General features: G+C 66.4%; 17 protein-coding genes. 13 read left to right on the plus strand and 4 right to left on the minus strand.

Features of this window, described 5'->3' with window-relative positions:
* The first annotated feature begins 74 nt into the window (after positions 1-74).
* The 13 genes from ftsB (at position 75) to C4S71_RS04055 (ending at position 11,523) form a co-directional block, all read left to right on the plus strand.
* Positions 75-428 carry a cell division protein FtsB gene (gene ftsB / locus C4S71_RS03995; protein WP_086509387.1) on the plus strand — a complete coding sequence of 118 codons (354 nt, stop codon included), beginning with the start codon at positions 75-77 and terminating at the stop codon, positions 426-428.
* Entirely contained in the window at positions 421-1,185 is a 765-nt protein-coding gene (gene ispD / locus C4S71_RS04000) for a 2-C-methyl-D-erythritol 4-phosphate cytidylyltransferase (RefSeq protein WP_103968287.1), read from the plus strand. Before ftsB ends, ispD begins: the two co-directional genes overlap by 8 nt.
* A 4-nt stretch (positions 1,186-1,189) precedes the next feature.
* On the plus strand, positions 1,190-1,681 hold the full coding sequence (ispF, locus tag C4S71_RS04005; RefSeq protein WP_086509389.1) for a 2-C-methyl-D-erythritol 2,4-cyclodiphosphate synthase: 492 nt from the start codon (positions 1,190-1,192) through the stop codon (positions 1,679-1,681).
* Positions 1,674-2,762, plus strand: a complete 1,089-nt coding sequence (truD, locus tag C4S71_RS04010; RefSeq protein ID WP_103968288.1) for a tRNA pseudouridine(13) synthase TruD — start codon at positions 1,674-1,676, stop codon at positions 2,760-2,762. Before ispF ends, truD begins: the two co-directional genes overlap by 8 nt.
* Positions 2,763-2,780: 18 nt before the next feature.
* A complete protein-coding gene (gene surE, locus C4S71_RS04015; protein ID WP_103968289.1) occupies positions 2,781-3,527 on the plus strand; it encodes a 5'/3'-nucleotidase SurE in 747 nt (248 codons plus the stop codon).
* Entirely contained in the window at positions 3,514-4,194 is a 681-nt protein-coding gene (locus tag C4S71_RS04020) for a protein-L-isoaspartate(D-aspartate) O-methyltransferase (RefSeq protein ID WP_103968290.1), read from the plus strand. Before surE ends, C4S71_RS04020 begins: the two co-directional genes overlap by 14 nt.
* Positions 4,191-5,174: a DUF368 domain-containing protein gene (locus C4S71_RS04025; RefSeq protein ID WP_086509393.1), complete on the plus strand. Its 984-nt coding sequence runs from the start codon at positions 4,191-4,193 to the stop codon at positions 5,172-5,174. Before C4S71_RS04020 ends, C4S71_RS04025 begins: the two co-directional genes overlap by 4 nt.
* A complete protein-coding gene (locus tag C4S71_RS04030; protein WP_086509394.1) occupies positions 5,167-6,258 on the plus strand; it encodes a peptidoglycan DD-metalloendopeptidase family protein in 1,092 nt (363 codons plus the stop codon). Before C4S71_RS04025 ends, C4S71_RS04030 begins: the two co-directional genes overlap by 8 nt.
* Before the next feature lie 145 nt (positions 6,259-6,403).
* Positions 6,404-7,396 (plus strand): RNA polymerase sigma factor RpoS, encoded by a 993-nt coding sequence (gene rpoS, locus C4S71_RS04035; RefSeq protein WP_086509395.1) that lies wholly within the window; start codon positions 6,404-6,406, stop codon positions 7,394-7,396.
* Between the two features lie 110 nt (positions 7,397-7,506).
* On the plus strand, positions 7,507-8,979 hold the full coding sequence (locus C4S71_RS04040) for a TolC family outer membrane protein (RefSeq protein ID WP_086509396.1): 1,473 nt from the start codon (positions 7,507-7,509) through the stop codon (positions 8,977-8,979).
* A 130-nt stretch (positions 8,980-9,109) separates the two neighbouring features.
* Positions 9,110-10,228, plus strand: a complete 1,119-nt coding sequence (gene alr, locus C4S71_RS04045) for an alanine racemase (RefSeq protein WP_103968291.1) — start codon at positions 9,110-9,112, stop codon at positions 10,226-10,228.
* Positions 10,229-10,272: 44 nt separating this feature from the next.
* Positions 10,273-11,187, plus strand: a complete 915-nt coding sequence (lpxL, locus tag C4S71_RS04050) for an LpxL/LpxP family Kdo(2)-lipid IV(A) lauroyl/palmitoleoyl acyltransferase (protein ID WP_103968292.1) — start codon at positions 10,273-10,275, stop codon at positions 11,185-11,187.
* 174 nt (positions 11,188-11,361) lie between these two features.
* Positions 11,362-11,523, plus strand: coding sequence for a DUF1328 domain-containing protein (locus C4S71_RS04055; protein WP_086509399.1), 162 nt, complete (start codon positions 11,362-11,364; stop codon positions 11,521-11,523).
* Between the two features lie 67 nt (positions 11,524-11,590).
* On the opposite strand, the gene ettA is transcribed toward C4S71_RS04055, so the two are convergent.
* The 4 genes from ettA to C4S71_RS04075 form a co-directional block, all read right to left on the minus strand.
* Complete coding sequence (gene ettA / locus C4S71_RS04060) at positions 11,591-13,252, minus strand: energy-dependent translational throttle protein EttA (RefSeq protein ID WP_086509400.1); 1,662 nt, start codon at positions 13,250-13,252, stop codon at positions 11,591-11,593.
* A gap of 86 nt (positions 13,253-13,338) precedes the next feature.
* The gene (locus C4S71_RS04065) at positions 13,339-13,548 is read right to left on the minus strand and encodes a PA3496 family putative envelope integrity protein (RefSeq protein ID WP_086509401.1); all 210 of its coding nucleotides are present in this window, start codon (positions 13,546-13,548) and stop codon (positions 13,339-13,341) included.
* Positions 13,549-13,743: 195 nt separating this feature from the next.
* A complete protein-coding gene (locus C4S71_RS04070; RefSeq protein ID WP_103968293.1) occupies positions 13,744-14,178 on the minus strand; it encodes a PAS domain S-box protein in 435 nt (144 codons plus the stop codon).
* A gap of 109 nt (positions 14,179-14,287) precedes the next feature.
* A complete protein-coding gene (locus tag C4S71_RS04075; RefSeq protein ID WP_086509403.1) occupies positions 14,288-15,601 on the minus strand; it encodes an MFS transporter in 1,314 nt (437 codons plus the stop codon).
* Positions 15,602-15,609 lie beyond the last annotated feature (8 nt).

Genomic DNA, 15,609 nt, shown 5'->3' on the forward strand with positions numbered 1-15,609 from the left:
GTTTTTCAGGGCGTGAGCCGGGCGGTCGTTGGTGGCATAATGCCGGCCATTCAGAACCATGAGGTCAACTACCGATGCTCAAGTGGCTCGCCATCGCCTTGCTGCTGTTGCTGGCGTTGCTGCAGTATCGCCTGTGGCTCGGTGACGGCGGTATTCATGAATTGCGCGAGATTCGCGAGCGCGTGGCCATGTTCGACGCCGACAACAAGCCGCTGCGCGACCGCAACCAGCGCCTCGCTGCCGAGGTCATCGATCTCCAGACCGGCCTCGATGCCATCGAGGAGCGGGCTCGCAGCGACATCGGCATGGTGCGTACCGACGAGCAGTTCTACTGGGTACCCGGCGTGGTGATCGAGGCCAGCGTCGGCCCTGTCGGCAATCCGGAGCCGACGGCGGGCAGCCCACGGGCGGGAGCGACCGATGAGTGAGGCCGGTGCCACCGGACGGCTGTGGCTGGTGGTTCCCGCCGCGGGCCGCGGGCGGCGCATGGGTGCCGATCGACCCAAGCAGTACCTGACCCTGGCAGGACGCCCGGTGCTGGCGCATACGCTGGCGCGGCTGCACCAGGCCTTTCCACAGGCGCAGCTGTGTCTGTGCCTCGACCCCGACGACGACCGCTTCGATCCGGCCTGGGTGCCCTTTGCCGGGTGGCGGCGCAGCCCCGGTGGGGCCGAGCGGGCCGACTCGGTGCGTCAGGCCCTGGCAGCGCTGGCCGACGAGGCCGGCGACGACGATCTGGTGCTGGTGCACGACGTGGCGCGACCCTGCGTCACCGTGGCGGATCTCACGACCCTGCTGAGCGCGCTGCGCGAAGACCCCGTGGGGGCGCTGCTGGCCACGCCGGTCGCTGACACCGTCAAGCGCGACGACGGCCAGGGGCGCATCGCTCGCACCGAACCCAGAGACGGCCTGTGGCAGGCCCAGACGCCTCAGGGTTTCCGCTACGGCCTGCTGCGCCGCGCGCTGGAGCGGGCCGCGGCCGGTGGCGTCGGGGTGACCGACGAGGCCTCGGCGGTGGAGGCGCTGGGGCTCTCGCCGCGGCTGGTGCCCGGCCGGCGCGACAACCTCAAGATCACGCACCCCGAGGATCTGGCCCTGGCCGCGCATGTGCTGGCCGCCCAGCGGGAAGAGGGCGCACCGCATGCCGGCGCCGGGCATGCCAACCATGCTTCAAAAGGAGACTGACTGAATGCTACGGATCGGCCACGGCTTCGACGTCCACCGCTTCGGCGAGGGCGATCACCTCATGATCGGCGGCGTCGCCATTCCATTCGATCACGGCTTCGTCGCTCATTCCGATGGCGATGTCCTGCTGCACGCCATCAGCGATGCGCTGCTGGGGGCCTGTGCGCTGGGCGACATCGGCCGCCATTTTCCCGATACCGATGCGGCCTGGGCCGGTGCCGACAGTCGTGCCCTGCTGCGCCACGTGTATGGCCTGGTGCGCGAGGCGGGCTACCGGGTCGGCAACGTGGATGCCACGGTGATCGCCCAGGCGCCCAAGCTGGCGCCTCATGTCGCCGCCATGTGCGCGCATGTCGCCGAGGATCTCGAACTCGCCCTGGATGCGGTGAACGTCAAGGCCACCACCAGCGAGCGCTTGGGCTTCACCGGCCGCGGTGAAGGCATTGCCGCCGAGGCCGTGGTGCTGCTGACCCGTGAGGGAGCGACGAGTGTCTGAGACACGACGGCCGGGCGACTGGCCCCGCGCCACCGACGCCGAATTCGGCCCGCCGCTGGCCGGCGACTACCGTGCCGCGCCGGAGGACTTCGTGGTCGAGGAGGTGCTCGGCTTTGCGCCCGAGGGCCACGGCGAGCATCTCTGGCTGTGGATCGAGAAGCGTGGCCTCACCACGCTGGATGCGGTGCGGCACGTAGCGCGTGAGTGTCAGGTGTCGCCGCGGGCGGTGGGCTACTCCGGCATGAAGGACAGAATTGCCGTGACCCGGCAGTGGCTCTCCGTGCAACTGCCGGGGCAGCCGGCGCCGGACGACCTGATCGAGCGGCTGGCAGCCTGCGGAGTGCGCGTGCTCGAGCAGGCGCGCCATCCGCGCAAGCTCAAGCGCGGCGTGCACCGGGCCAATCGCTTCACGCTGCGCATCACCGGGGCGACGGTGAATGCGCAGCTCGAGGCGCGCTGGGCCTGGCTCTGCCGCCATGGCGTACCCAACCTGTTCGGCCCGCAGCGCTTCGGACCCGAAGGGCGCAACCTGGCCCGGGCCCGGGCGGTGCTGGACCGCGGCTGGCGCAAGCGCGACGACAAGGAGGGTATGCTGCTCTCCGCCGCGCGCAGCTACCTGTTCAACGAGCTGCTCGCCATGCGCCTGGCCGATGGCAGCTGGCAGCGACTGCTGACCGGCGACGTGGCGATACTCGACGGCAGCGCCAGTCAGTTCGTCGTGGAAGCGCTCGACGCCGAGCTGGCAGAGCGCGCCGAGCGGCTCGACCTGCACCCCAGCGGAGTGCTGTGGGGAGTAGGCAATTCCATGGCCGGAGGCGAGGCGGTGGCCTTCGAACAGACGCTGAGCGAACGTCATGCCGCGCTGTGCCAGGGGTTGGAGCGTGCCGGCGTGCGCATGGCGCGCCGCGCCCTGCGCATGCGCCTGGACCAGCCCCAGCTCGAGGTGACGGCGGACGTGGCGCGGCTCGGCTTTCATCTGCCACGCGGCGGCTTTGCCACGGCGGTGCTGCGCGAGCTGCTCGACCATCCCACCTTGACCTCTTTCGCCCAACGCACGACGCCTGGGCGTGAGCCCGGCTGAATCTGGAGGCCTTATCGAATGCGCAGACTGCTGCTCTCCAACGACGACGGTGTGCATGCGCCGGGCCTGCGTGCCCTCTACGACGCCCTGGAGCCCCATGCCCGGCTGCGCGTGGTGGCGCCCGACCGCGACCGCAGCGGCGCCAGCAACTCCTTGACCCTCAATCGTCCCCTGGCCTTGACGGCGCTGGACAACGGCTTTCATTGTGTCGACGGCACGCCCGCCGACTGTGTCTACCTGGGTGTGAACGGCATCTGGGACGAGCGCCCCGATCTGGTGATATCCGGCATCAACCACGGCGGCAACCTGGGCGACGACGTGCTCTACTCGGGCACCGTGGCCGCGGCCATGGAGGGGCGCAACCTTGGCATGCCGGCCATTGCCATGTCGCTGGTGGGCTCGCGCCACTTCGACACCGCCGGTCGGGTGGCGGCCAGCCTGGTCGGTGCCGCCGATCGGCTCTCGCTGCCGCCCCGCAGCCTGCTCAACGTCAACGTGCCGGACCTGCCCTGGGAGGAGATCCGAGGGTTCCGTGTGACTCGCATGGGCTATCGTGGGCCGGCGGAGCGGCCGATGGAGGTGCGTGACCCCCGCGGCCGTTTACGCTACTGGATTGCGGCCGTGGGGCAGAGCGCCGATGATGGCGATGACACCGATTTTGCCGCCATCGAGGCGGGCTATGTATCGATAACGCCGCTGCAGACCGACCTCACCCGGCATGCAGCGCTCGACGATGTGCAAGGCTGGTTGGATGCATTCACCTGAACGATTGCCGGAACTGCTGCGCGGCGTCGGCATGACGTCGCAGCGTACCCGAGACCGCATGGCGGCGCGTCTGGCCGCACAGGGCATCGTCGATGAGCGGGTGCTGCGGGTGATGGCCGAAGAGCCGCGTCATCTCTTCCTCGACGAGGCGCTGGCCCATCGTGCCTATGAGGACACCTCGCTGCCCATCGGCCACGGTCAGACCCTGTCGCAGCCGTGGATGGTCGCGCGCATGACCGAGCTGGTGATGCAGGAGGCGCCGCAGCGTGTGCTGGAGATCGGTACCGGTTCCGGCTATCAAACGTTGATTCTCTCGCGCCTGGTGCCGGAACTCTGGTCGGTGGAGCGGATCAATGCCTTGCATCACCGGGCAGCGAAGCGGCTGCGCCTGCTGCGGGCGCACAACGTTCGCCTGCGCCTGGCGGATGGCGGTCACGGCTGGCAGGAGGCGGCGCCGTTCGACGTGGTATTGCTTACCGCCTGCGCGCACGAGCTGCCTCAGGTGCTGATCGACCAGCTCGCCGAAGGCGGCGTGATGATACTGCCCTTGGCCGATCCGGGCGGCGACCAGTGGCTGACCCGGGTACGCCGCGTGGGCCATCAAACAGAGGTACAGCGGCTCGAGCGCGTTCGCTTCGTGCCGTTGCTGCAAGGAGTGATTCGTTGAAGCGACAACTCAGTGTCTTCCTCAAGGGGGCCGGTATGGGAGCGGCCGATGCCGTGCCCGGAGTTTCCGGCGGCACCATTGCCTTCGTCACCGGCATCTACGAGGAACTGATCCATACCATCAAGCAGTTCGGCCCCAGTGCCTACCCGGCATGGCGACGCGGCGGGCTGGCCGGGCTCTACCATCATCTCAACCTGGCCTTCGCCTTGCCGCTGCTGCTGGGCATCGGCGTCAGTCTGGTCAGCGTAGCGCACCTGGTGGTGTGGCTCATGGACGACCATCCGCTGCTGCTCAACGGCTTCTTCTTCGGCCTGGTGGCGGCGTCTGCCATCGTGGTCAGCCGGCATCCCGCCGATTGGAAGCTGTGGCATCTCGTGCCGTTGATCGTCGGTCTGCTGCTGGCGCATGGGCTACCGTCGCTGATGCCGCTGGTCACCCAACTGGGCATCCCTTCGCTGGTGCTGATCGTGGGCGGCGCCATCGCCATCAGTGCACTGTTGCTGCCCGGTGTCTCCGGCAGCTTCCTGCTGTTGACCATGGGGCTCTACGGCACCGTGATGCAGGGCATACGCAGCTTCGACGTATCGCTGCTCTCGACTTTCGCGGTAGGCTGCCTGATCGGCCTGTTCGGCTTTTCACGGCTGCTCTCCTGGCTGCTTCGCCGTTATCATACGGCCACACTGCAGCTGTTGATCGGTTTCATCGTCGGCTCGCTGCCCGTGCTCTGGCCCTGGCGCGAACTCGTTCGCTACCAGCTCGGTCCCGAGGGGCAGATGATTCCGCTCGACTACCGCTACCTGACCCCTGGCGATTACGCCATTCTGACCGGAGAATCCGGCCTGATGCTGCCCGTGCTGATTGCCATGCTGTTCGGGGCGGCGCTGGTGCTCGGGCTGGCTCGCGGCTCGGGCGGCAGCGCGCCCGGCCGGGCGGGAAACGGCTCTCACAATTCGCCTGACAAGGAGGGCTCCAATGCGTAAGGTTTTTCTCGTCTCGGCCATCGCTCTGGCCGTGGCCGGCTGTGCCGCACAGCAGGATTATGGCGCTCCTCAGGTTCGCGATCTCTCGGTGAGTCGCGAGCGTGCTCCGGCCAGCCACTACACGGTCGAGCAGGGCGATACCCTGTACGGCATCGCCTGGCGGCATGACATGGATTATCGCGACCTGGCGCGACTCAACCAGATCGGGCCGCCATATCGCATCCAGCCCGGCCAGCAGTTGCGCCTGAGCGATGGCGCCGGCGCGCCGGCGCGCCAGGAACCCTCGCGTGAGCTGGGCGACTCCCAGGTGGCGACGGCGACCGCACTGGGCGGCGGCACCGTAGCCCAGGCCGGCGACAGCGATTGGCTGCTACCCGATGAAGAGCGCATCGAGCGTAACCGGCGCCTCACTGTCGAGCCTCTCGACGGGGAGGCGAGTGCCCCCAGCGAGACGGCGGTGGCCAGTGCGGAGCAGGTCGCCGGACCGGCTCCCTCAGCAGAGCCGGAGCGCACGCCCGAGCCCCGGGTGGATGCCGAAGCGGCCGTTGCCACACAGCAGCAGCCGGAACCCCAGCAGCAGCCAGAGCCCCAGCCCGAACCCGAACCCGAACCGCAGCCGGCGGCACAGCCCGAACCGGATGCCGGCACACAAGTGGCGGGTGAGCCGGAACGCCAGCCCGCAAGTGCTGGTCGTACCTATACACCGGTAGATGAGGTGCCCTGGCAGTGGCCCGCGGACGGTGAGCTGATCGGCCGTTTCGGTGAAGGCGGAAGCATAACGGCCGGCATTGATATTGCCGGACAAAAGGGGCAACCTGTCAGAGCAGCCGGTCCCGGTATCGTGGTCTATGCCGGCAGCGGGGTACGGGGTTACGGCAACCTGATCCTGCTCAAGCACAATGACCAGTACCTGAGCGCCTATGCCCACAACGACAGCCTTCGCGTGACGGAGAACGATGTGGTCGAGGCCGGTCAGGTGATCGCCACCATGGGCGACAGCGATGCCGAGAGCGTCAGGCTGCATTTCGAGGTGCGCAAGGATGGCCAGCCTCAAGACCCTCTGAAATACCTGCCGGAGCGATAGTCGCCAGTGTGGCTGTCGCCGGGTTGGCAAGGTGGTCATCGGCGCTTACCGGCGCCGCTGAGGAGTCAATAACAATAGAGCTCTGCATGCGGTAAGCATGCAAGAGAAAACGGCATTTCAGGACGAAACCACGGGGTAGCAACCGATGAGCATGCTTGAACGGGACCTTCAGGATGTTGATCTCGACGACGTCACCGAGGCCGATGAGGACCTCGGTACGGAGTCGGACAGCTCGGCCAGCGACAGCGACGACGATACCGCCTTCGAAAAGGCGCTCAGTCGCGAAGACAAGCACTATCACCATAGTCTCGACGCCACCCAGATCTATCTCAACGAGATCGGCTTCTCGCCCCTGCTGACACCGGAAGAGGAGGTCTACTACGGCCGCCTGGCCCAGAAGGGCGATCCGGCAGGCCGGGCGAGAATGATCGAATCCAACCTGCGGCTGGTGGTCAAGATCGCCCGTCGCTATCTCAATCGCGGCCTGACGCTGCTCGACCTGATCGAAGAGGGCAACCTCGGACTGATCCGGGCGGTGGAGAAGTTCGATCCCGAGCGTGGCTTCCGCTTCTCCACCTATGCCACCTGGTGGATTCGCCAGACCATCGAGCGGGCGCTGATGAACCAGACCCGCACCATCCGTCTGCCGATCCACGTGGTCAAGGAACTCAACATCTACCTGCGTGCGGCTCGCGAGCTGACCCAGAAGCTGGATCACGAGGCCACGCCGGAGGAGATCGCCGACTATCTCGACAAGCCGGTCGAGTCGGTGAAGAAGATGATGGGGCTCAACGAGCGCGTCTCCTCGGTGGACTACCCCATGGGCGGCGAGAGCGACAAGCCGCTGATCGAGACCCTGGCCGACGACAACGAGCAGGGGCCCGAGTCGTCGCTGGTCGACATCGACGTCAAGCAGCATGTCGATGAGTGGCTGGCGGAGCTGACCGAGAAGCAGATGGAAGTGGTCATCCGCCGTTTCGGCCTGCGCGGGCACGAGGCGGCGACCCTGGAAGAGGTCGGTGACGAAATCGGCCTGACCCGCGAGCGGGTACGCCAGATCCAGGTCGAGGCACTCAAGAAGCTGCGTCGCGTACTCGAGAAGCAGGGCCTCTCGATGGACAACATCTTCAACGAGTAACGGCAGATCGAGCAGAAGCGGCCGACCTTCGGGTCGGCTGCATATTTTCTGCATGCTGATGCGTTATCATTAGCATCCTCATCATGCAGGGATGAACAAGGAAACGATCAATGCATCGCTCACCATTCACGAGGCGCTTCCAGCGCCGTGGCCTTGCGGCAATCGTGGGCCTCGCCATGGCAGGCAACGTGCAGGCTGCCGACCTGTGGACCATCGCCCAGGATGCGCTGGCCAACGATGCCGAGCTGGCTTCGACCCGCTCCGGCTTCCAGGCCACCGAGGCGGCGCGGGACGTACAGCGCGGCACCTTGCTGCCGCAGATCGGCATCGGCGGCAGCGTCAGCCATACGCGAACCTACTCGAGCCCCGCTCAGGGAGCGGCCGGCCGGGTCCAGGAGGGCGCCGAGGAACTGGGGGCCGGTGCTCCTGCCTTCGACCAGGACGATACGGTGAACAGTGTCGGCATCAGTCTCGATGCCGAGCAGGCGCTCTACGACCCGACCCGACGTGCCCAACTGCAGCGTGCCGAGAGGGAGATAGATCGTGACGCGCTGGGCCTGGAAGCGACCCAGCAGCAGCTGCTCTTCAACGTGGCCAACGCCTACTTCGAGATACTGCGAGCGCACGACATCCTCAGTGCCCGTCGTGCCCAGGAAACCGCCATCAGTCGCCAGCTCGAGCAGGCGCGGGAGCGCTTCGAAGTCGGCTTGATCGCCATTACCGACGTGCATGAGGCCCAGGCTCGCTTCGACCTGGCGCGGGCTCAGCGCATCGCGGCGGAAGGAGCCATGCAGGTCAGCTTCGAGGCGCTGGAGCGGCTGACCGGCCACCGCTACGACAGTATCGATGCCCTTGACGAAGAGGTGCCCATTGCCTCGCCGCAGCCGGCCGACCGCGAGGAGTGGGTGGCGCTGGCCATGGCCAACAGCCCGATGGTGCTGATGGCCGAAGCGGGTATCGAGGTGGCGAGAAGCACCCTCGAGGTCTCCCGGGCCGGCCAGCGTCCGGTGGTGTCGGCATTCGCCAACTACGGTTGGGCGGACACCGATCGCAGCGGTACGGCGCATCAGTCGGAGAGCCAGGTCGGGCTGCGTGCCAGCCTGCCGCTCTACACCGGCGGTTCGACCCAGGCGCAGATTCGTCAGAGCGGCTTCCTGCTCGAGGCCACGCAGTACGACTTCGAGGCGCAGCGACGCGACACCATCCAGCAGGTCCGTTCGCTGTTCACCCGGGTGAACAACGACGTCGAGACCGTCGAGGCGCGTCGCCAGGCGATCATCTCCAACCAGAGCGCGCTGGAAGCGACGCGTTCGGGCTACGAGGTGGGTACGCGCAACATCGTCGACGTGCTCAACGCCGAGCAGAACCTGTTCAATGCCATCGCCGAGCATGCCGAGGCGCGCTACGACTACGTGCTGGGGCTGCTGCAGCTGCAGCTGCAGGCAGGCATACTCGGAGCGGACTCCATTCAGGCAGTCAACGCCTGGCTGTCCGACGAGGAACGGGTCTCGCTGGAGCTGCCGGATGAGGCCAACGACAATCCGGTCATGAACATCGGTGAGCGGCCTCGGGCGCCTTCGTGAAAAATTACGAAATCGCCGCTAAAAAGCGTAGATAATCACATGAGCCACCGAGTAATCGGTGGTTTCTTTCGTGAAGCGGCTTGAGTTATGAAAGATAATACTGCGCTGTTACCCATCAGCGGAGGTTGCCATGGCCAGGCCCCTGGTTGCAGACATCGATCTTGACGCCCTGCGTCACAATTATGCCCTGGCGCGTGAGCTGGCCGGGGAGAGCCGGGCTCTGGCCGTGATCAAGGCCGATGCCTACGGGCACGGTGCCGTGGCGTGTGCACTGGCTCTCGAGTCGCTGCCCGAAGGCAAGCGCCCGCCCGCCTTTGCCGTGGCCTGCCTGGAGGAGGCCGAGGCTCTGCGCCTGGGGGGCATCGCGTCGCCCATCGTGCTGCTGGAAGGCATTTTCGAGGCGGCGGAGCTGGCCCGTGTCGAGGCGCTCGGGCTGTGGATGGCGGTGCACAGCGAGTGGCAGCTCCAGGCCTTGCTGGCGCATCGCCCGGCCCGACCGATCCCGGTCTGGGTCAAGGTCGACTCCGGCATGCACCGGCTGGGTTTTGCCCCCGAGCAGGTGGAGTCGGTGTGGCAGCGTCTGTCGGCAGCCCCCGAGTGCGCCACCGGCCTGCAGCTGATGAGCCATTTCGCCACCGCCGATGCCGTCGATGCCGGTTACTTCGAGACTCAACTGCAACGCATGCGCGACCTGGCGCAGCGCTTGCAGGCCCCGCTGTGTCTGGCCAACTCCCCGGCCACCCTGGCCTGGCCGCAGTCCCATGGCAGTTGGGTTCGCCCCGGGGTCATGCTGTACGGCAGCGACCCGCTGGAACGACCCAGCGCTGCCAGCCGCCGCCTGCAGCCGGTGATGACGCTGCGCTCCGAGATCATCGCCATGCGCGACCTGGCCGTGGGGGAGCCGGTGGGCTATGCCGGGCGTTGGCGGGCACCGCGGCCGTCGCGCATCGCGGTGGTGGCCTGCGGCTATGGCGACGGTTACGATCGGCATGCTGTCGACGGTACGCCGGTGCTGGTGGCCGGACAGCGCACGACGATTGCCGGCAAGGTGTCGATGGACATGCTGACAGTGGACGTGACCGACATCCCCGAGGCCGACATCGGCAGCGAGGTGGTGCTGTGGGGACGCTCCCGTCATGGCGCGGTGCTCAGCGTCGATGAGGTGGCCCGCTACTGCGATACCATCAGCTATACGCTGTTGACCGGTATTCTGCCGCGAGTTCCCCGGCGTTATTCGCGGCTCGACTGAGCGTGGGTCCTCCCGCTCCCGAACCGATCTGAACGGAATTCTGCATGTCCAAACGCAACTGGCCCGACTCCTACGCCCATCCTCGCTTCTGGCCGGCCTGGCTGGCCATCGGCGCCATGCGGCTTGGCGCCTGGCTGCCGTGGCGCCTCAGGCTCGCCATTGGGCGCGGCCTCGGTCTGCTGGCCTGGGCGGCGGTGCCGCGCCGCCGCCATATCGTCGACACCAACCTGAGGCTCTGCTTTCCCCAGCTCGGCGACGCCGAGCGCGCCAAGCTGGTGCGCGAGACCTTCGAGGCCAATGGCATCGGTATTCTAGAGACCGCAACGGGCTGGTGTCGCGATCCCAGGCACCTGCGCCATCGCGTCACCTACAAGGGCCGTCATCATCTGGATGCGGCCTACGCCCAGGGCAAGGGCGTGCTGGTGGTGGGCATCCACTTCTCGACGCTGGACCTGGGCGGTGCGTTGCACTCGCTCTACTTCCCTTCCGACGTGGTCTACCGGCCGCACAACAATCCGCTGTTCGACCGTTTCATGACCCGGGCGCGCAGTCGCATCTTCGGCGAGGCCATCGACCGTCACGACCTGCGCGGGGTGGTGCGGCGCATCAAGGCGGGGCACATCGTATGGTATTCGCCGGACCAGGATTTCGGCCGCGACGTCAGCGTCTTCGCTCCGCTGTTCGGCATCGAGGCGGCGACCATTCGCCTGACCGCCAAGATCGCGCGGATGACCGGGGCGCCGGTAGTGCCGCTGATGTTTCATCGCAACCCGGACGATCGCACCTATACCATCGAGTGCCACCCCGCGCTGGAGGACTTCCCGAGTGGCGATGAGGTGAGCGATGCCAGGCAGGTCAACGCCTTCATCGAGCGGGCGATCGGCAAGTACCCGGAGCAGTACATGTGGCTCCATCGGCGCTTCAAGACGCGCCCCGAGGGCGAGCCGGAGCTCTACTGAGCCCGGCAGGCTCGAGCCGGGAAGTGGCAGTTTCGTACCGTGGTGTAGCAGAGCTATAACAAGGCGTCACCGGTAGTAACTTGACGCTTCGAGGAGTTCACGCAAGGCTTAAGGGCACCTGATAGGGAAACTGCGCCGAAGGAAGTTGGCGCTAAACGTGTCAAGGAGGTCCATATGCTCGGCAATGCCATGCTGTTTCTGATCATCGCCATCATTGCGGGGGTGCTGGGTTTCACCGGCATCGCCGGTGCGGCGACGACCATCGCCCAGATCCTGTTCTTCCTGTTCATCGTGCTGTTCATCGTCTCGCTGATCACTGGACGAAGGAAGCCCTAGCGTTTCCAAGGCGAACGCAACGAGGCCCCGCATGGCGGGGCCTCGTCGTTTGCGACATCCTGCGAGATCAGGCGTCGATGCGCTTGTACTTCATCCGGTGCGGCGTGTCGTTGCCGACCCGCTTGCGGTGATCCGCTTCGTAGTCGGTGTAGTTGCCCTCGAAGAACTCCACGTGGGAGTCGCCCTCGAACGCCAGGATATGGGTGGCGATACGGTCGAGGAACCAGCGATCGTGGGAAATCACCAGAGCGCAGCCGGGGAAGGCGAGCAGCGCCTCTTCCAGCGCGCGCAGGGTCTCGATGTCGAGGTCGTTGGACGGTTCGTCGAGCAGCAGCACGTTGGCGCCCTGCTTCAGGGTCTGGGCCAGCTGCAGGCGGCCGCGCTCACCGCCGGAGAGGTCCTTGAGGAACTTCTGCTGGTCGTTGCCCTTGAAGTTGAAGCGGCCGACATAGGCGCGTGAGGAGACCTCGTAGCCATTGATGTTGAGGATGTCCTGGCCGTCGGAGACCGCTTCCCACACCGTCTGCTTATCCTCGAGGGCGTCGCGCAGCTGCTCCACGTAGGCGATGTCGACGGTCTCGCCGATCACCACCTCACCGCTGTCGGGCTGCTCCTTGCCGGTGATCAGCTTGAACAGGGTCGACTTGCCGGCGCCGTTGCCGCCGATGATGCCGATGATGGCCCCCTTGGGCACGGTAAAGGAGAGATCCTCGTAGAGCAGCTTGTCCTCGAAGCGCTTGGACACGCCGTGGAACTCGATCACCTTGTCGCCCAGGCGCGGGCCGGGCGGAATGTAGATCTCGTTGGTCTCGTTGCGCTTCTGGAAGTCGCCCGACTGCATCTCCTCGAAGCGGTTGAGGCGCGCCTTGCTCTTGGCCTGACGCCCCTTGGCGTTGCTGCGCACCCACTCCAGCTCGTGCTTGATCGCCTTCTGGCGCGAGGCTTCCTGCTTGGCCTCCTGCTCCAGTCGCTTCTCCTTCGATTCCAGCCACTGGGAGTAGTTACCCTCGAAGGGGATGCCGTGGCCGCGGTCGAGTTCGAGGATCCAGCCGGCCACGTTGTCGAGGAAGTAGCGGTCGTGGGTGATGGCTACCACGGTGCCGGGATAGTCGTGCAGGAAGCGCTCGAGCCAGGCCACCGATTCGGCGTCCAGGTGGTTGGTGGGCTCGTCGAGCAGCAGCATGTCGGGGCTGGAGAGCAGCAGCCGGCACAGGGCCACGCGGCGGCGCTCGCCACCGGAGAGGTGGCCGACACGGGCGTCCCAGGGTGGCAGGCGCAGCGCCTCGGCGGCGACTTCCAGCTTGCGCTCGAGGTTGTGGGCATCGGCGGCCTCGATGATGTTCTCCAGGCGCGCCTGCTCGGCGGCCAGGGCATCGAAGTCGGCGTCCGGCTCGGCGTAGGCGGCGTAGACGGCGTCCAGCTTGGTCTGCGCTTCCTTGATCTCACCCAGGGCTTCCTCCACGGTCTCGCGCACGCTCTTCTCGTCGTCGAGCTGCGGCTCCTGGGGCAGATAGCCGATGTTGATGCCGGGCATGGGGCGCGCCTCGCCTTCATGCTCCTTGTCGACGCCGGCCATGATGCGCAGCAGGGTCGACTTGCCGGCACCGTTCAGGCCCAGCACGCCGATCTTGGCGCCCGGGAAGAAGGATAGGGAGATGTCCTTGAGAATCTGCTTCTTGGGCGGAACGACCTTGCCCACCCGATTCATGGTGAAGACGTATTGCGCCATGGAATTCCACTGGAGTTGAGGGGTTCAGTGGCCACGATGATAGTGGTCGGGCAGGGCAAAGGCCAGTGTCGCCGCGATGGGGGCGTTTACTCTTCTTCTTCCTCGTCGAGCATCATCCAGTCGTCTTCGATGGCGCGCTTGAGGCGGCGCTCTTCCAGCAGGGCCTCGACGCGGCGTCGGGCACGCAGGGTATCGGCACGGCTGGAGGCGCGAGGACGCACGTAGTCGTCGTCGTTCACCGCTTCGAGGAAGTCGTCGTCGTCGTGAGTGTCGTTGACAAGGGGTTCATGGCTCATGCGAAATCCTCCCATGGCCCGGTGTCGACCGCGCTGCGATCGACGTGTCGCACAACCGCTTCGCGTCCGAAGCGACGGACCTGAAGCGCCATCGGTGCCCATAAGGTCGGCACCTGACGGCTATATATATCCGGAATGAGCCGAGAGCAAGCTTAATCGCGATTTTTTTCTTCGCGCCTACAGGTCAGGGACAGGTCAGGGAATACCGTGCTCGGCCTTGAGCCGCTCCAACTCCCGCTGCGCCTCGACGCGCTCCGTGACGTCCTTCTGTACGCCGATGTAGTAGGTGAGGTTGTCGTTGGCATCGTAGACGGGGGTGATCGACAGCTCGTTCCAGAACAGGGTGCCGTCCTTGCGGTAGTTGCGCAGCACCTCCCGGCACGGCCGGCCCTCGGCCAGCGCCTTGCGGATGTTGTCCAGTGGCGCCTGGTCGCGGTCGTCATTCTGCAGGAAGCGGCAGTCCTGGTAGAGGATCTCGTCCGCGCTGTAGCCGGTGAGCCGCTCGAAGCCCTTGTTGACGTAGATGAGGATGTTTTCGTCACCTTCCTGTTCGGCGACCACGATGCCGTCCTCGGAGGCGTCGACGATGCGCTCGAGCAGTTCGGGGCTGATCAATGGGGTTCGTTTCATTCCAGGCATTCCTGTCTCGGGCTTGGCGGTTACCGATCGTGACTATTACCGAATGTCACTATGCTACATCATGGCCAGCCGGCGCCAGGTTGACAACGCCGTCCGATCCCTACTCGACATCCGGCAGACGCGCTGCAGAGGCGGCGGCTCCCAGTGCCATCACGGCCAGTACCACCAGCAGCCAGTCGGTACCCAGCCACTGGGCCAGCACGCCCGTCATGCCGCCTACCACGAGCATCAGCACGCCGGTGAGGGTGTTGGAAAGCGCGACGTAGAGGGCGCGCTTGTCCTGACCCGCCATGTCGACCAGGTAGGTCTTGCGGCCCAGGCGCACCCCGGCGTGGACGATGACCAGCAGAGCATAAACCAGGGCATAGGGCCATACCTGCGCGGTCCACTCGCCCGGCAGCCAGGCAATACCGGCGCCGAGCAGGCAGCAGGCCGCAGCGCCCAGGCCGGTGTCGCGCAGCACGCTGCGGCTGGAAGCGTCGGAGCGCTTGCCCCACACCGGGCTTGCCACCATGCCGGCGAGGCCCGATACGACGATCAACAGGCCCAGCCCACCAAGCTCGGCGCCGCTCTGCTGCTGGCCGAGCAGTGCCACGTAGGGCAGTGCCAGGGCGCTGGCCAACAGCAGCGCACGTGAGAGATTGAAGTGCAGAAAGTTGCGATCCTCACGCAGCAGGCGCAGTCCCAGTTTGATGCTGCTCCAGGCGTTCTCACCGCCCTCCACGGCACCCGGCACTTCGGCGATGCGTGCTGCGCACAGTGCATTGACGGTCCAGCCCAGGGCGGCGACGCCGAGCAGCGCCGCCAGAGCCAGTTCGCCGGGGCGATCGTCGAACAGCATCAGCACGCCGCCGGCCGCCAGGGTGACGGCCCCGGCCACGCTGCCGCTCCAGCCCAGCAGGTTGCCGCGGCGCTGTTTGGCGATGGTCTTGCCCAGCACGTCCTTGGTAGCGATGGAAGAGAGCCCGCGGGCCAGCGAAAGCGCCACCAGCGTGATCAGCACCAGGCCACCGCCGAGCCCGCCCTGGCCGAACAGCGCGAGCAGGGCGAGTGCCAACGCTGCCACGGCCTGGAGACAGCCGCCGACGACCCAGGCCCACTTGCGCTGCGGCTTGAGACGAATGAAGCCGGCGACGAACAGCTGCGGCAGCAGGGCCCCCGCCTCGCGGATCGGCACCAGCAGGCCGACCATCCACAGCGGGGCGCCGATCACGCCGAGCAGCCAGGGCAGCACCAGGCGGGCGCTGGAGAGTTCGTCGGCCAGCTTGTTGCCCAGCGCGGCGAACAGGTGCAGGAAAAAGTTGCGTGGCTGCTCGTTACAGGCCTCGTCGGCGATGTCCTTGCACATGCGGCTGTCTTCATCGCCCGTCAGCCACTCGTACAGTCGCGACTGGCTGATCTCGCGCTCGCTCATCCCGGCTC

This window comes from Billgrantia desiderata (assembly GCF_900108215.1).
GTDB lineage: Bacteria > Pseudomonadota > Gammaproteobacteria > Pseudomonadales > Halomonadaceae > Halomonas > Halomonas desiderata.

Excerpts from the sequence above, each read along its gene's own strand:
- alr (WP_103968291.1), top strand. The coding sequence starts at position 9,110 with ATGGCCAGGCCCCTGGTTGCAGACATCGATCTTGACGCCCTGCGTCAC.
- surE (WP_103968289.1), top strand. The coding sequence starts at position 2,781 with ATGCGCAGACTGCTGCTCTCCAACGACGACGGTGTGCATGCGCCGGGC.
- C4S71_RS04075 (WP_086509403.1), bottom strand. The coding sequence starts at position 15,601 with ATGAGCGAGCGCGAGATCAGCCAGTCGCGACTGTACGAGTGGCTGACG.
- C4S71_RS04055 (WP_086509399.1), top strand. The coding sequence starts at position 11,362 with ATGCTCGGCAATGCCATGCTGTTTCTGATCATCGCCATCATTGCGGGG.
- C4S71_RS04020 (WP_103968290.1), top strand. The coding sequence starts at position 3,514 with ATGCATTCACCTGAACGATTGCCGGAACTGCTGCGCGGCGTCGGCATG.
- C4S71_RS04070 (WP_103968293.1), bottom strand. The coding sequence starts at position 14,178 with ATGAAACGAACCCCATTGATCAGCCCCGAACTGCTCGAGCGCATCGTC.
- lpxL (WP_103968292.1), top strand. The coding sequence starts at position 10,273 with ATGTCCAAACGCAACTGGCCCGACTCCTACGCCCATCCTCGCTTCTGG.
- ispD (WP_103968287.1), top strand. The coding sequence starts at position 421 with ATGAGTGAGGCCGGTGCCACCGGACGGCTGTGGCTGGTGGTTCCCGCC.
- C4S71_RS04040 (WP_086509396.1), top strand. The coding sequence starts at position 7,507 with ATGCATCGCTCACCATTCACGAGGCGCTTCCAGCGCCGTGGCCTTGCG.
- C4S71_RS04065 (WP_086509401.1), bottom strand. The coding sequence starts at position 13,548 with ATGAGCCATGAACCCCTTGTCAACGACACTCACGACGACGACGACTTC.
- ftsB (WP_086509387.1), top strand. The coding sequence starts at position 75 with ATGCTCAAGTGGCTCGCCATCGCCTTGCTGCTGTTGCTGGCGTTGCTG.
- rpoS (WP_086509395.1), top strand. The coding sequence starts at position 6,404 with ATGAGCATGCTTGAACGGGACCTTCAGGATGTTGATCTCGACGACGTC.
- C4S71_RS04030 (WP_086509394.1), top strand. The coding sequence starts at position 5,167 with ATGCGTAAGGTTTTTCTCGTCTCGGCCATCGCTCTGGCCGTGGCCGGC.
- ispF (WP_086509389.1), top strand. The coding sequence starts at position 1,190 with ATGCTACGGATCGGCCACGGCTTCGACGTCCACCGCTTCGGCGAGGGC.
- ettA (WP_086509400.1), bottom strand. The coding sequence starts at position 13,252 with ATGGCGCAATACGTCTTCACCATGAATCGGGTGGGCAAGGTCGTTCCG.